Origin of the sequence: Weizmannia sp. FSL W8-0676 (assembly GCF_038593015.1) — a bacterium.
Lineage (GTDB): Bacteria > Bacillota > Bacilli > Bacillales > Bacillaceae_C > Weizmannia > Weizmannia coagulans.
In genome coordinates this window covers 2,695,410-2,709,284 of the sequence record NZ_CP151954.1, presented here as the reverse complement: position 1 = coordinate 2,709,284, position 13,875 = coordinate 2,695,410, and the positions used below count along the sequence as shown (strand labels likewise).

Sequence of the window (13,875 nt, the reverse complement as noted above, 5' to 3'; positions counted from 1 at the left end):
GTGGTATGGTGAAAACAGGAGGTCGATCGCCATGCCAAAAAGGGAATTAAACAACGGGCCGGTCATCCAAAAAGAAAAGGAAACCGTGTCACAAATGATTGCCATTTACTGCCGGAAAAAACACCACCGCAAGACGCTTTGCGAAGAATGCCTCGATTTACAAAACTATTGCTTAAAAAGGCTTTCCTATTGCCGGTTTGGCGAGGAAAAAAGCGCGTGTTCCAACTGCAAGGTCCATTGCTACCGGAAAGATTACCGTGAAAAAATCAGGGCGGTCATGCGTTTTTCCGGCCCGTGGATGCTTTTGTACCATCCCGTTTTTTCCATCCGGCATTTATTAAAAAAATAAGTTTGGGCGATGCATGATTTGTAAATGATTTTACATAAATGGATTTATCCGGCTGAGTATATTATGATAAAACCGTATGAAATTTTTTCATCACCAAGGAGCAGAAAAATATGTATAAATTGATTGCCATTGATATGGACGGAACGCTTTTAAACGACCAGCATGAAGTCACTCCGGAAGTCCGGGAAGCTTTACATAAAGCGAAAAAGAAAGGCGTCAAAATCGTGCTGTGCACAGGGCGGCCGATCGGGGGCGTCCGCCGCTTTCTTGAAGATTTATTGCTGAATGAAGAAGATGATTATGTCATTGCCTATAACGGCGCGCTCGTGCAAAATACGCATACGAACGGGGTTGTCGCGGAACGGTCGATTGGTTACGGCGATTTGGTGCGGCTGTACGGGCTCAGCCTCGAACTGAAAACGCCGATGCATTTTTTTGACCCGGAACATTTGTATACGCCGAACCGGGATCTCAGTCCTTATACGGTTGTGGAATCTTATTTGACGCAGATGCCGGTGCATTACCGGACGTTGGAAGAGCTGCCGCGGGATATGGTGATTCCGAAAGTGATGTTTATTGACGAGCCGGAGAAGCTGAGCCGGACGATTGAAGCGATTCCGGACTGGGTGCAGGAGAAGTACACGATGGTCAGAAGCATGCCATTTTATTATGAAATTTTGCATAAAGAGGCGAGCAAAGGCAATGCTGTGAAACTCCTTGCCGGCCATCTCGGCATTCACCGCGAGGAAGTGTTTTGTATCGGTGATAATGAAAATGACCTGACTATGATTGAATATGCCGGCTGCGGGGTGGCGATGGGCAATGCTGTCCCGAAAGTTAAGGCGATTGCCGATTTCGAAACGCGCACGAACAACGAACACGGCGTCGCCTATGCAATTGAGAAACTGGTGTTGTCGTAAAAAGAAGGGTGCCCGCCGGCAGAAGGCAGGCACCCTTCTTTAAAATGGATTCGGGCCGGGCTCTTCCAGTGCCTCAGCGAGTTCGCCGCAATCCGGGCAACAAATATAGGTATCATACAAATGATACCCGACATAGCCGTGCGTCAACTCCTGCATATCCCAAATCGTTTCCCATTCCATATCAAAAGTCTTGTTGCAACGTTTACAGTAAAACATCACGCTTCCAAAATCTTCCTGACCCTTTTCCTGCTTCTTTTTCTTCAATTGGATTAGCCCCATTCTAAAATAGTTTTAACGGTTCGGCTTTTGGCTTTTCGTGATGCATCTTACAGGCAGGCTGTCTTTTTTAAAACAGTTTGGGCCGCCCTGAACGGATTCTGGCAAATAAGACAAATTTGCAAACTATGATCTGCATCACGCCATTTTTACGCCATCTTGTTTAAAATAAAGGAAATGGCAAAGAAAGAGGGGGAATTAACATGAAAATGCCACATTGTGCCATGATTAGCGGCGGGGCTGATGTTGCATTGTGCGCAGGCCTCAACCAGTTGAAAAATGAGCATGGGCACTTGAATGAAGTAAAACGCGCATTGTATGAAACGGCAGAGCAGATGATAAACGGTGAACTCGAAAATAAACGAGAAGCCCTTGGTGCGCTGCGGAAAGGGACTGAATCCTTTTCCGCACAGCTGAAACATCATGCCGAACGGGAAGAAAATGTGCTGTTTACCATGATGGCCCGCTACATTGGACGCGAAAAAGGGCCGATCGCCGTGATGGAATACGAGCATGATGAAGCAGAAAAATATATTGAGATTTTCTTGAATGGCACAAAAATCATGGATGAAGGCCAGGCCGAAATGCTTGCTTCCTATATCGTTCAAATGTATGAGCTGCTCACAAGCCATTTTTTCAAAGAAGAAAACGTCCTGTTTCCAATGGCTGAAAACCTGTTATCAGCAGCTGAAAAAGACGAGCTGGAAGAAAAAATCTGTACAACTGGATTACAGTGAAATTCCAAAAAAGGGCTGTCCCGGAACCGGGAGCAGCCTTTTTTCCATCATGCCCATTTTTCCTTATAATACCGCCCTACGGAATCAGCAGTGACGATTGCTGCATACACATGGTCAGGGGTGACTTCAAACGGCATGTTATAAATCGTCTCGCCTTCCGCGCAGGAAAGTTCAGCCACTTTCCGGAGCTTTTCCTCATTGAGTTCTTTCACGCCCAAATCCCCGAGCGTGACGGGAAGTCCGACACTCAGGCAGAAGGAGACCACCTCTTCAATTTCCGCTGTCGGCGCATCTTCTAAAATCAGCTGGGCGAGGGTACCGAATGCCACTTTTTCGCCGTGGTACATGCTATGGGTTTCTTCAAGCACGGTAAGCCCGTTATGGATCGCATGTGCTGCAGCAAGGCCGCCGCTTTCAAAGCCGATCCCGCTCAAATACGTATTCGCTTCAATGATTTTTTCCACTGCTTCCGTAACAAGATGTTTTTCTGCTGCCAGTTTCGCTTTTAGCCCTTCCAAAATTTGCGTGTCATAGCAAAGTTTTGCAAGCGTAATCGCCGCTTCCGTAACATGTCCGCCGGCCATCGTCGTTTTATTTGCCCGCTTAGTGGCACGCGCTTCAAAATACGTCGCAAGCGCATCCCCCATGCCGGAAACGAGCAGGCGGGCAGGGGCAGAGGCAATCACTTTCGTATCCATGATGACAAACGTCGGGTTCAGCGGCAGCATCAAGTATTCTTCAAACTCGCCGTTCTCTTTGTAGATGACAGACAGGGCGCTTGTCGGGGCATCGGTGGAAGCGATGGTCGGCGCGACAATCACCGGGATGTTGTTGTAATACCCGACTGCTTTTGCGGTATCCAATGTTTTTCCACCGCCGATTCCGACCATGACATCAGCTTTCTGGGATTTGCAGGCATCACAAAGCCGTTCGATTTCTGGTTTAGAACACTCGCCGCCGAATAATGCCATTTGATACCCCGTTTCTTTGCCGGCATAGCTTTCTTCAACCGTTTTGCCGATAAGGCCGGTGACAAATTCATCCGCAATAATAAACGCTTTTTTGCCAAGCCTTTCCGTATACGCCGAAAGCCTGGACAATTCATCGGGGCCCTGTATAAACTTGCTTGGAGAGGTAATGATTTTCGTCATAAAAATGCCTCCTCGTATAATAAGTTTAAATCCAAAGTGGATGTCAATTTCCAGTTCATTCTGCTGCTCATTGACAAGTGAATATAAGATTTTGTATTCCGGGCGAGCCCGGAATACAAGTTCGGACTTGGACGCTTCGCGATGTTCCCGGATAATGGTCTTAGGATCGTTTGGGTCAATGCTTCCCCTCCTTGTAGCCTGACTACTCGAAAAGTCTGCATCCCCAGGTTCTTGCTTGAACGTCTAACCCGTAGGCCGTTCCTCCGGATCTCCGTGCTGGAAATGAGCAGTTCCAGGCAGCCCACGGCCCGGATGAGTTCTCATACGCGAGGCTGACAGATCGGCAAGCCATCTGGGGATATCCCGAAGCGTCCGATTCCATCGATCCCAATACAGAGAGGAGGAAATCATATGCCCTTATTTGTCGGTATTGACGTGAGCTCCAAAAACCTCGATGCCTGCCTGATGGATGGAATGGGGGAAACGTTAGCCACCCAAACGGTGACAAACAATCTTCCCGGTGCCTCTGAGTTAAGAGACACCATCCTCCAACATGCGGAGGCGGATGACACCATCCAGATCGCCATGGAGGCCACATCTGTGTATAGTTGGCACCCGGCAATGTTTTTCCATGAAGATCCCGAGCTGAAACAGCGTCGTACAAAGGTGTTTACCCTGAATCCGAAGCTGGTGAGAAATTTCAAAAAGGCTTATGCCGAGATGGACAAGACCGATCCCAAAGATGCCTGGGTAATTGCGGACCGCTTGCGTTTCGGGAGATTGCCGAAATCCGTGATTCAGTCAGAACAATACCTTGCCCTTCAACGGTTAACACGGATGCGCTATCACCTGATTCAAAGTTTAACCCGGGAACAACAGGTATTTTTGAATCATCTGTTTTTCAAATTCAGTGCCTTTAACCTTGAAGTGGATACATCGGTCTTCGGCCATGCCATAACGGAATTTTTGCTTGAGGCCTATAGCCTCGATGAAATTGCCCAAATGCCTCTGGAGGACTTAGCGATGTATCTCCAGACCAAAGGCCATGGCCGCTTTAGCGATCCCGAGGATTTGGCCGCATCCATCCAAAAAGCTGCCCGGTCCTCTTACCGGCTTTCTAAATGTGTGGAGGATTCGATTGACTTGGTCCTGGGCAGTTCTATTGAGATCATCCGGCATCTTAAACGCCAAATCAAGGATTTGGATAAGGCGATTGCCCGCGTTCTTGATGGAATCCCGAATACCCTCCAGACCATTCCGGGAATAGGCCCGGTGAGCTGTGCTGGGATTCTCGCTGAAATCGGCGACATTGAGCGCTTTGACGACCAAGCCGCGATCGCAAAATTTGCCGGATTGTTCTGGCCCCGCCACCAATCGGGTGATTTTGAGGCTGATGACAAAATGCTTGCGCGTACAGGCAATCGTTATCTCCGGTATTACCTGGTTGAGGCTGCCAATCTGGTCCGGCGACACGAACCTGAGTACCGCGCCTTTTACCAAAAGAAATATCGTGAGGTGCATAAGCACTCACACAAACGCGCCCTCGTCTTAACGGCAAGAAAACTGGTGCGCCTGATCGATGCGCTGCTCCGCAACGATCAAATTTATGCGCCGAAAAAGAAGGTGACGCGATGAGGTAACCAGGTAACCATCATCGATAGCCTGAACTTGAAAACTTCCAGATTATTCCAATTGTCTGGAGGCTTAGTTCAGTATTGCCATTTTTACGACATAGAGCCAACAAAATTTCCAATTCACTTGTTTTTAACCCTTGACATCACACCGTAGGACTTTTTGTGAAAAGTATAACAAACACAACTCCATCATAACTTATTTTTGCAAAAAAGAAAACCTTTTCATCGCATCATCCATACTTTTTCAAAAACGTTCAATTTTCGGGGGATAATAAGTAAAATGGGGCTGTCCCGACAAAATGTGACAGAAATATGATTTGTTTTGAAGAAAAATGATATTTTTTGATTGAAAACGGTTGATTATGATTAAGTGTGTGATAAAATAACATCAGACGGAGGAATGAAGATGTTAGCAGAAGAACGCTATCAAATCATTTTGCAACATTTGCAAGAAAACCATATCGTAAAAGTGCAGGAGCTGGTTAACCTGCTTAATGCTTCAGAATCAACGGTCAGGCGCGATCTTCAGGACCTGGAAGCGATGAATCTGCTCAGGCGCATCCATGGCGGCGCATCGCTTTTGCAACGCAGAAGCGAAGAACCGGATATGGATACGAAAACGCTCAAAAACGTTCAACAGAAAAGAATCATCGCCCAATTGGCAGCAAAAATGATCAGTGACAATGACTGCATTTATTTGGACGCCGGAACGACAACGCTTGAAATGATCCCTTATATAGAGGGGAATAATGTAATCGTTGTCACGAACGGGCTCCCGCATGTGGAGGCGCTTGTCGAGAAAAAAATCAAATCTTACCTTCTCGGCGGGATGATGAAACGAACGACGAGGGCGGTGATCGGCAGTGTCGCCATGCAGACATTAAACAGTTTCCGGTTTGACAAAGCGTTTCTCGGCGCAAACGGCGTAGACCTTGAAATGGGCTTTACCACGCCGGACCCGGAAGAAGCATTGATCAAGCGGCGGGCAAAAGAACTTTCCGAACAATGTTATGTGCTTGCAGACAGCAGCAAATTTCAGGAAGTGGCTTTTTGCAAGATGTTTGACATTTCGGAGGCTTCCATTATCACGGATGAATTGCCGGATTCCTTAAAATCTTCCATTTTAAGCAAAACGAAGGTGATATGTGAGCAAAGCGGAGCATAAGGAAGTTTTTCCTCCGCCATGATAAAAGCACGCAGTTGAAACAAAATAACAAATGGCTCTTCAGCACCCGGTTTGGATGCCGTGATAAGATGTATTGTTTTCTGTACTGGAAAAAGGAGTGAACTAAAATGAAAATAACCGATTTATTGGTCCAGGAGACCATGGTTATGGATATGCAGGCGACGAAAAAAGAAGAAGCGATTGACGAATTGATTGCAAGCCTGTCAAAAAGCGGCCGCATCAATGACCCGGTTCTTTTTAAAGAAATGATTTTAAAACGCGAGCAGGAGTCGAGTACAGGAATCGGCGACGGAATTGCAATGCCGCACGCAAAAACAAAAGCGGTCAATAAAGCGACAGTCGTATTCGGGCGCAGCAAAAAAGGCGTCGATTACGAGGCGCTGGACGGCCAGCCATCCTATTTATTCTTCATGATTGCAGCGCCTGAAGACGCAGCGGATACGCATTTGCAAACATTGGCGGCATTGTCGAGGCTTTTGATCGACCAGGAGTTTGTACAGCAATTGAAACAGGCTGAAACGCCGGCTGAAGTGGCAAGGCTGTTCGATGAAAAACAAGCGGAAAAAGAAGGAAAAGAAGCAGCGGAAACGGGTGCCGGCAACGGTTCGGATGACAAATTGATTGTTGCTGTTACCGCCTGTCCGACCGGGATCGCCCATACGTATATGGCGGAAGATTCTTTGAAGAAAAAAGCGGAAGAAATGGGCATTCCGATCCGGGTGGAAACAAACGGCTCGGAAGGTGTCAAACACGAACTGACGAAAGATGAAATTGACCGCGCTGTCGGGGTCATTGTCGCAGCCGACAAGAAAGTTGAAATGGCGCGCTTTGACGGCAAACACGTCCTGCAAACGCCTGTCAGCGATGCCATCCGCAAGCCGGAAGACTTGATCAACCGGATACTGGAACAAAATGCGCCTGTTTACCATGCAGACAGCACGGACCGCAGCCAGGACGACGGGCCGGCGGAGAAAAAGTCGGTATGGGGAACCATTTACAAAGATTTGATGAACGGGATTTCGCACATGCTGCCATTCGTTGTCGGCGGCGGGATCTTGCTAGCGATTTCGTTCCTGATTGAAAGAACAGCCGGTGAACACAACACGATTTTCAAAATGCTGAGTGCGATTGCAGGCGGCGATACAGGGGCATTCCACTTCCTGATTGCGATTCTGGCCGGATTTATCGCATCGAGCATTGGCGACCGCCCGGCTCTCATGCCTGGTATGGTCGGCGGCTATCTTGCGTCCCGCTCGAATGCCGGTTTCCTCGGCGGACTTGCAGCCGGTTTCCTTGCCGGATATATGATCGTCTTTTTGAAAAAAGTATTTGCAGGGCTGCCGCAGGCGCTGAATGGATTAAAACCGATTTTGATTTTCCCGGTTTTAGGCCTCTTGCTTACCGGCGGATTGATGTACTATATTTTTGACCCGATTTTCAAATGGATCAACACCGGTTTAATCGGTGCTTTGAATAACCTTGGCACGGGCAATGCCGTACTGCTCGGCATCGTTCTGGGCGGCATGATGGCCATCGATATGGGCGGCCCGTTCAACAAAGCGGCTTACACGTTTGCGATCGGTGTATTTACGTCGAGCGGTAACACGAACGGCATGATGATGGCTGCCGTAATGGCCGGCGGGATGGTACCGCCGCTTGCGATTGCGCTTGCCACCACGTTCTTCAAAAATAAATTTACGAATCAGGAAAAAGAAGCAGGCATTACAAACTATGTGCTCGGGCTGTCCTTTATTACGGAAGGGGCAATCCCGTTTGCAGCATCCGATCCGCTCCGTGTCATTGGTTCAAGCATTGTTGGTTCGGCGATAGCCGGTGGGCTGACGCAATTCTGGCATATTAACATACCGGCTCCGCACGGCGGGATTTTCGTTGTATTCCTTGCCAACCATGCGGTCTTGTTCCTTGTCTCCATTATCATTGGCGCAATTGTTTCCGGCCTGATTCTCGGGTTATGGAAACGGCCTGTTGCACAGAAAAACGGATAATGCAGCGAACAAAGCCTTTTGTATAAAGCAAATAAGGTAACAAAAAAAGACCGGCCAGGCATGCCGGTCTTTTTTCATTCTCTAATATTTTTTAACGTGCGGCGATGGTGGCCTGTTCGGCAGATAAAAGATTGAAGCAACGGCCGGTCCGCGTTAACATAAAATTATCAAGATATTGCCATCTCCGCCAAAAATTTCGTTACAGCTCGTTTTTTTACACGCTTTTCACGGATATTTGGGTATAGTTGTATTAGTGGATTTAATAAACATAAGAGGATAAGGGGAAAATTATCCATATGAACATGTTTCTGATTTTATTGATCTTACTTTTGCTTGTTGGCATCTCCGATATTTTAAATCATTTTATCCCATTTATTCCGGTGCCGCTTATTCAAATTGCCCTCGGTCTTGCGTTTGCAGCCGTGCCGGTCGGGGCGCATGTCCCGCTTGAACCGGAATTGTTTTTCGTGTTATTTATCGCACCACTGTTGTTTCATGATGGAAGAAACGTATCCCGCGAAGCCATGTGGAGGCTGCGGAATCCGATTTTGCTGCTTGCGCTCGGGCTTGTTTTTGTCACGGTGTTTGCGGTCGGGTATATTACCCATCTGATGCTTCCCTCACTCCCGTTTGCGGCAGCATTTGCCCTGGCCGCCATTTTATCCCCGACCGATGTTGTAGCAGTCAGCGCCATTTCCGAGCGGGTAAAAATTTCACGCGTGATCATGCACCTGCTGCAAGGAGAAGGGCTATTAAATGATGCATCCAGCCTTGTTGCATTTAAATTTGCGATTGCGGCAGCGGTCACTGGGTCGTTTTCGCTTGCTGAAGCCGGCGCCAGTTTTTTGCTCATCTCGATCGGCGGCTTTTTAGGCGGCGCATTGCTGGCATTTTTCATTATCCGTTTCAGGGTGCTGATTCGCCGCCTCGGGATGGAAGATGTCACGATCCATATGCTCATCCAAATTTTAACTCCGTTTTTCATTTACCTTGCTGCGGAACATTTTCATTTATCTGGCATTTTGGCGGTTGTCGCCGGCGGAATGGTCCATGCCGTTGAGCGTGAACGGGAACAGTCCCCAAATCTTTCCTACCAGATCGTTTCGCGCAGTACTTGGACAGTTTTAGCCTATATTTTAAACGGCCTTGTCTTTGTCCTTTTAGGCCAGCAAATGCCGGCAGTACTCGGCGAAATTTGGACAAGCCCGGATTTTAATAACGGCACGGTGATTTTGTATATCGTTGTGGTCACGGCCGCCCTTTTGCTGCTCCGGTTTCTCTGGGTGTACGCCGTGTGGTGGGTCGGATGGAAGTCAAAAAAACAGCGCCTTGCAAAGCCTTCCCTAAAGCATACGGCGATTACAACGATATCCGGCGTCCGGGGGGCGGTTACGCTGGCCGGCGCATTCTCTATTCCGTACACCATTGCAAGCGGAGCTCCTTTTCCGTATCGTTCTTTGCTGATTTTTATTGCGGCCGGTGTCATCCTGCTGACGCTTGTGATCGCAAGTGTGTTCCTGCCTCTTTTGGCGAAGCGGGAAGGAAATGAGGCAGATCGTTCAGAGCGTAAAGCGGAAAAAAATGCTTCAATCTTTATCAAGGAAGCGGCAGTCCAGTCTGTGCGCGAGGAAGTGAATGACGAGAACCGGGAAGCGGCAGCGGCTGTGATTGACAACTATCAAAATATGCTGCATCAATTAAAAGCGGAAAAAAGTGAAATAGATTCACTTGAATTCAAACGGATTGAAACGGAGACAAGGATGAAGGCGCTGGAGGCGGAAACGGATTATATTCATGCTTTGATGAAATCAAAACGCATTGACCAGGAGATGGCTTTTTTGTTCCTTGAATATATTCACCGGATGGAAATTGCCGTTACCGATAAAATGAAGTTCAGGTTTTTGAATTTATGGACCCTTTTCCGGAAAGGCGCCACCCTGTTCCTTTTCCTCTTTTACCCGAATAAGGAAAGACGCCGCAAACAGCGGATTAACCGTTATGCGAAAATCAGGCAAATTAAAATTGAAATGGCGGAAGCGGCGATCCGGGCCATTAAATCGGGAATGACAGAGGAAAACAGGGAAATTTCGTTTCTTGTCATCAGTGAATACCGGAAGTTTATCCGGATTTTGAACAAGCCGAAAAATATGGAGGCATCCCTGAAGTATACCCAGATGGAAAGGGAGCTGCAGGAAAAGGCTTTTCAGGCCGAGCGAAACGCTGTGCAGACGCTGTTTGAACGGGGGGAAATTTCAAGGGAGACTGCCCGCAAACTCCGCAGGCAAATCAATATCCGGGAAGTGTATTGGATGGAAGAACATCAACTCCATGCATGATATAATAATCTTAGAAGGCCGTGCCGGAACGAATGCGGCATCCGCAAATTAATCAGGACAGGCTTTTGTGCCGCTTTTTCCGCACACGGGCTGATATAAAATGGCGTAATCTGGCCCCTTCTATTGTTAATCCGGCTTCATTTTGTGTAGGGAATATGATCCGGGATTGAAAGCCTCGTTGTATTTTCCGTATTCCAAAAAAAGATGAATCGGGGTGCCTGCAATGTATTTAACCATTCAGGAAACAGCGGAATATCTGTCTTTGCCGGAACCGGTGATTGAGAAACTGATCCTGCAAAGACGCATACGCGCCGTGCATGATGGAGAGCAGTATTTGATTAACCGGGATCAGTTTGATATTTATTTGCAGCAGCTCGAAAAATACAGGCAGCTTGTGGAAGAATGGCTGAATGAACCGCTTCCGGAAGATCCGGACATCAAAGACGAGGACTAAACGGATATTGGAGGATTTGGAATGTTTGACAAGGTAAAAGGAAAGCTGATTGTGTCATGCTAGGCGCTGGAGGATGAACCTTTGCATAGCCCGTTCATCATGTCAAAAATGGCGCTCGCAGCAAAAGAAGGCGGAGCGGCCGGCACCCGGGCAAACAGCGCTGACGATATCCGGGCCATCAAAGCAGAAACAGGGCTGCCTGTCATTGGCATTGTCAAAAGGGATTACGAAGGTTCAGAAGTGTATATTACCCCAACAAAAAAAGAAATTGACGAGCTGTTTGCCGTAAAACCGGATATGATCGCGCTTGACGCAACCGGCCGGAAACGCCCGGGCGGCGAAACGCTTTCCGGTTTAATCGGATATATCCATGAAGCCGGCCTACCGGTGATGGCCGACATTTCGACGTATGAAGAAGGATTACAGGCTGCAAGGCTCGGTGCGGATTGTGTCTCCACAACGCTTTCCGGCTACACCTCCTATTCTCCGAAACAGGGAGGGCTCGATTTTGCATTGCTCAAGAAGCTTGTGGAAGCCTTGGCGATTCCCGTTTTTGCAGAAGGGCATATCAATACGCCGGCTGAAGCGAAAAAAGCGCTCGAATTCGGGGCGTTTGCAGTTGTGGTAGGTTCAGCCATTACAAGGCCGCAGCTGATTACAAGAAAATTCGCAGAGGCGATGAGGGCATAGAGCTTGATGAAAATGCCGGGTAAAGCCAGAAACGGCTTCTGGTTGCAAACCGATACAGGAAGGAATGGCTTCCATACGAAAGGTGACGTGAAAATGGAAGATTCATCTATCTCAAAGCGGAAAGCGGAACATATCCGTGTTGTGCTTGAGGAGAATGTCGCCGGGAAAGATATAACAACCGGCTTTGAAAAATATCGTTTTGAACATCAGGCGCTGCCTGAACTGGATTTTGAAGAAATCTCGACGGAAACGGCTTTTCTCGGCAAACCGTTGAAAGCCCCGTTTTTGATCAGTTCCATGACCGGCGGCACTGCCCAGGCCCGCACCATTAACCGGAACCTGGCGCAGGCGGCAGAGAAAAGAGGCTGGGCCTTTGCGTTAGGGTCGACACGGGCTGCATTGGAAAGCCCGGAACAGGCGTATACTTTTCAGGTGCGGGATGTTGCGCCGCATATTCCGGTTTTGGCCAATCTTGGCGCCGTCCAGCTGAATTACGGCTACGGGATTGACGAGTGCCGCCGGATTGTGGAACTGACCGAGGCGGATGCCTTGATCCTGCATTTTAACTCCTTGCAGGAAGTCTTCCAAAAGGGCGGCAATACGAATTTTAAAGATCTGCTTGTGAAAATTGAAGACATTTGCAGCCGCCTGGAAGTCCCGGTCGGCGCCAAAGAAGTCGGCTGGGGCATCAACGGCCGCCTCGCTGAAAAACTTTATTCCGTTGGCGTTTCTTTTGTTGATGTTGCCGGCTCAGGCGGGACATCGTGGAGCCAGGTGGAAAAATATTTAACGTCCGATCCGTTGAAAAAAGCGGCAGCAGAGGCATTTTCGGGCTGGGGAAACCCGACGGCAGAGTGCCTTACCCAGGCCCGCAACCTTGGCCTAAAAGGCACTTTGGTCGCAAGCGGCGGCTTGAAAAACGGGGTGGATGCCGCCAAAGCCATCGCCCTCGGAGCCGACTTGGCGGGATTCGGAAGAAAACTGTTGCACGACGCAGTACATTCAGTGGATGCGCTGCTTTCTACTTATGAACAAACAGAGCTTGAGCTGAAGATTGCCATGTTCGGAATCGGGGCAAAAGACTTGTCCGCTTTGAAACAAACACCGCTTTTGAAAAAAATGTAAACCATCCGGCTGCATAAAAAATCCCGGCTCCCGTTTTTGGGAGGCCGGGATTTTTTATTTTTTCGCGCCTGCAAAGTTAGACAGTTGGTCCATCAGTTTACTGCGTGATCTTTTATTCCGCAATAAATAGGCAGCACCTAAAGCGACTGCTGTCATGGCCATTGATTTTTTCATCATCCATCACATCCCTTCTTTTTTCGTATGTTTGTACTTTTCCCCTTGTATGCGGAATTAAACAGTTTAAAGCCAAAATGAAAAAGCAAACCCGGAAAAGGTTTGCTTTGAAATGGACCGGTTAATGGGCAGGGCGCGGTTTATGGGCCCGGTTTTGGAAATAATTTTTTATTGCCGGGATGGCGATACGGTCAAGTCCCCAGTAGTAAGATGCGCTGCCTGTAAACAACAGAATGATGGCGACGGTGTAAAGGACCGGGTTGGTGCTCGTTGTGCCGGCAAGCATAAAATTCAGGTTCATAAACGCGCCTGCAATTAATGCCGGGATGGTTGCCAGCCCGACAATCAGGCCAAGGCCGACCAGCAATTCCCCATAAGGAATCAGCACATTAAAAACATGGACATTCGGTACGGCAAAATGGGCGAGGAACGCTGCGTACCAGCCTTGAACTTCGGCATTTTCGCCAGCCGTTTTTGCCAGTGCTCCTTTTAAAAATCCGGAAGCGTCAAACCCTCCTGTCAATTTATGGAAACCTGCTTCCAGCCATTGAATGCCGAGCCAAATGCGGATGATTGCCCAGATAATGCTGACTTTGGAATCATGATACCATTTCATTTTGAACATCTCCTCAAGATAAAATGATCATTTCATGTGAATTCCTTCACATATCTTACATTTTTAGAATACAGCGTTTGCAACGGAATTACAATGGATTCCGGCTAGTTGTCAAGAGTTTGTGATACATTTCACATTTGTGAACAAAACATTAAAAAAGCGGCAAGCCAGGCTCACCGCTTTTTTTCGATGTTCCATTTCCATTTGCAAACAGCTTTCCC

The 13,875-nt window shown here is 48.0% G+C and carries 15 protein-coding genes; 10 read left to right on the top strand and 5 right to left on the bottom strand.

The window, feature by feature from the left end; translation table 11 throughout:
• The first annotated feature begins 31 nt into the window (after positions 1-31).
• A complete protein-coding gene (locus NST20_RS13395) occupies positions 32-349 on the top strand; it encodes a nitrous oxide-stimulated promoter family protein (protein WP_013860417.1) in 318 nt (105 codons plus the stop codon).
• Positions 350-459: 110 nt separating this feature from the next.
• Complete coding sequence (yidA, locus tag NST20_RS13390; protein ID WP_342399635.1) at positions 460-1,269, top strand: sugar-phosphatase; 810 nt, start codon at positions 460-462, stop codon at positions 1,267-1,269.
• A 39-nt stretch (positions 1,270-1,308) separates the two neighbouring features.
• Here the strand turns inward: yidA and NST20_RS13385 are convergent, their stop codons facing one another.
• The gene (locus NST20_RS13385) at positions 1,309-1,533 is read right to left on the bottom strand and encodes a hypothetical protein (protein WP_013860415.1); all 225 of its coding nucleotides are present in this window, start codon (positions 1,531-1,533) and stop codon (positions 1,309-1,311) included.
• A 215-nt stretch (positions 1,534-1,748) separates the two neighbouring features.
• Between NST20_RS13385 and NST20_RS13380 the strand changes: the two genes are divergently transcribed.
• Complete coding sequence (locus NST20_RS13380) at positions 1,749-2,282, top strand: hemerythrin domain-containing protein (protein WP_342399634.1); 534 nt, start codon at positions 1,749-1,751, stop codon at positions 2,280-2,282.
• 47 nt (positions 2,283-2,329) lie between these two features.
• Here NST20_RS13380 and NST20_RS13375 read toward each other — a convergent pair whose 3' ends face one another.
• Complete coding sequence (locus tag NST20_RS13375; protein WP_342399633.1) at positions 2,330-3,433, bottom strand: glycerol dehydrogenase; 1,104 nt, start codon at positions 3,431-3,433, stop codon at positions 2,330-2,332.
• Positions 3,430-3,612: a hypothetical protein gene (locus tag NST20_RS13370; RefSeq protein WP_342399632.1), complete on the bottom strand. Its 183-nt coding sequence runs from the start codon at positions 3,610-3,612 to the stop codon at positions 3,430-3,432. The genes NST20_RS13375 and NST20_RS13370 overlap by 4 nt, the downstream gene beginning before the upstream one ends.
• A 232-nt stretch (positions 3,613-3,844) precedes the next feature.
• On the opposite strand from NST20_RS13370, the gene NST20_RS13365 reads away from it, so the two are divergent.
• The 7 genes from NST20_RS13365 to fni all read left to right on the top strand — a co-directional run bounded on the left by NST20_RS13365 (position 3,845) and on the right by fni (position 12,864).
• A complete protein-coding gene (locus NST20_RS13365) occupies positions 3,845-5,068 on the top strand; it encodes an IS110 family transposase (RefSeq protein ID WP_237349286.1) in 1,224 nt (407 codons plus the stop codon).
• A 405-nt stretch (positions 5,069-5,473) separates the two neighbouring features.
• Positions 5,474-6,232 carry a DeoR/GlpR family DNA-binding transcription regulator gene (locus tag NST20_RS13360; protein ID WP_017554287.1) on the top strand — a complete coding sequence of 253 codons (759 nt, stop codon included), beginning with the start codon at positions 5,474-5,476 and terminating at the stop codon, positions 6,230-6,232.
• A 128-nt stretch (positions 6,233-6,360) separates the two neighbouring features.
• A complete protein-coding gene (locus NST20_RS13355; RefSeq protein WP_342399631.1) occupies positions 6,361-8,259 on the top strand; it encodes a fructose-specific PTS transporter subunit EIIC in 1,899 nt (632 codons plus the stop codon).
• Between the two features lie 296 nt (positions 8,260-8,555).
• Positions 8,556-10,595, top strand: coding sequence for a Na+/H+ antiporter (locus tag NST20_RS13350; RefSeq protein ID WP_342399630.1), 2,040 nt, complete (start codon positions 8,556-8,558; stop codon positions 10,593-10,595).
• A 223-nt stretch (positions 10,596-10,818) separates the two neighbouring features.
• Entirely contained in the window at positions 10,819-11,049 is a 231-nt protein-coding gene (locus NST20_RS13345; protein ID WP_013860408.1) for an excisionase family DNA-binding protein, read from the top strand.
• Positions 11,050-11,115: 66 nt separating this feature from the next.
• Positions 11,116-11,739, top strand: a complete 624-nt coding sequence (locus tag NST20_RS13340) for an N-acetylmannosamine-6-phosphate 2-epimerase (RefSeq protein ID WP_342400430.1) — start codon at positions 11,116-11,118, stop codon at positions 11,737-11,739.
• 93 nt (positions 11,740-11,832) lie between these two features.
• Complete coding sequence (gene fni, locus NST20_RS13335; RefSeq protein ID WP_026104850.1) at positions 11,833-12,864, top strand: type 2 isopentenyl-diphosphate Delta-isomerase; 1,032 nt, start codon at positions 11,833-11,835, stop codon at positions 12,862-12,864.
• A gap of 54 nt (positions 12,865-12,918) precedes the next feature.
• Here the strand turns inward: fni and NST20_RS13330 are convergent, their stop codons facing one another.
• Together NST20_RS13330 and NST20_RS13325 are read right to left on the bottom strand one after the other, a co-directional pair.
• Positions 12,919-13,041, bottom strand: a complete 123-nt coding sequence (locus NST20_RS13330) for a hypothetical protein (protein WP_013860405.1) — start codon at positions 13,039-13,041, stop codon at positions 12,919-12,921.
• 118 nt (positions 13,042-13,159) lie between these two features.
• Complete coding sequence (locus tag NST20_RS13325; protein ID WP_017554259.1) at positions 13,160-13,654, bottom strand: DoxX family protein; 495 nt, start codon at positions 13,652-13,654, stop codon at positions 13,160-13,162.
• Between the last annotated feature and the right edge of the window lie 221 nt (positions 13,655-13,875).

What these genes read in the sequence shown, in the direction of transcription:
- NST20_RS13395 (WP_013860417.1), top strand. Translation starts at nt 32, where the DNA reads ATGCCAAAAAGGGAATTAAACAACGGGCCGGTCATCCAAAAAGAAAAG.
- yidA (WP_342399635.1), top strand. Translation starts at nt 460, where the DNA reads ATGTATAAATTGATTGCCATTGATATGGACGGAACGCTTTTAAACGAC.
- NST20_RS13380 (WP_342399634.1), top strand. Translation starts at nt 1,749, where the DNA reads ATGAAAATGCCACATTGTGCCATGATTAGCGGCGGGGCTGATGTTGCA.
- NST20_RS13375 (WP_342399633.1), bottom strand. Translation starts at nt 3,433, where the DNA reads ATGACGAAAATCATTACCTCTCCAAGCAAGTTTATACAGGGCCCCGAT.
- NST20_RS13365 (WP_237349286.1), top strand. Translation starts at nt 3,845, where the DNA reads ATGCCCTTATTTGTCGGTATTGACGTGAGCTCCAAAAACCTCGATGCC.
- NST20_RS13360 (WP_017554287.1), top strand. Translation starts at nt 5,474, where the DNA reads ATGTTAGCAGAAGAACGCTATCAAATCATTTTGCAACATTTGCAAGAA.
- NST20_RS13355 (WP_342399631.1), top strand. Translation starts at nt 6,361, where the DNA reads ATGAAAATAACCGATTTATTGGTCCAGGAGACCATGGTTATGGATATG.
- NST20_RS13350 (WP_342399630.1), top strand. Translation starts at nt 8,556, where the DNA reads ATGAACATGTTTCTGATTTTATTGATCTTACTTTTGCTTGTTGGCATC.
- NST20_RS13345 (WP_013860408.1), top strand. Translation starts at nt 10,819, where the DNA reads ATGTATTTAACCATTCAGGAAACAGCGGAATATCTGTCTTTGCCGGAA.
- fni (WP_026104850.1), top strand. Translation starts at nt 11,833, where the DNA reads ATGGAAGATTCATCTATCTCAAAGCGGAAAGCGGAACATATCCGTGTT.
- NST20_RS13330 (WP_013860405.1), bottom strand. Translation starts at nt 13,041, where the DNA reads ATGATGAAAAAATCAATGGCCATGACAGCAGTCGCTTTAGGTGCTGCC.
- NST20_RS13325 (WP_017554259.1), bottom strand. Translation starts at nt 13,654, where the DNA reads ATGAAATGGTATCATGATTCCAAAGTCAGCATTATCTGGGCAATCATC.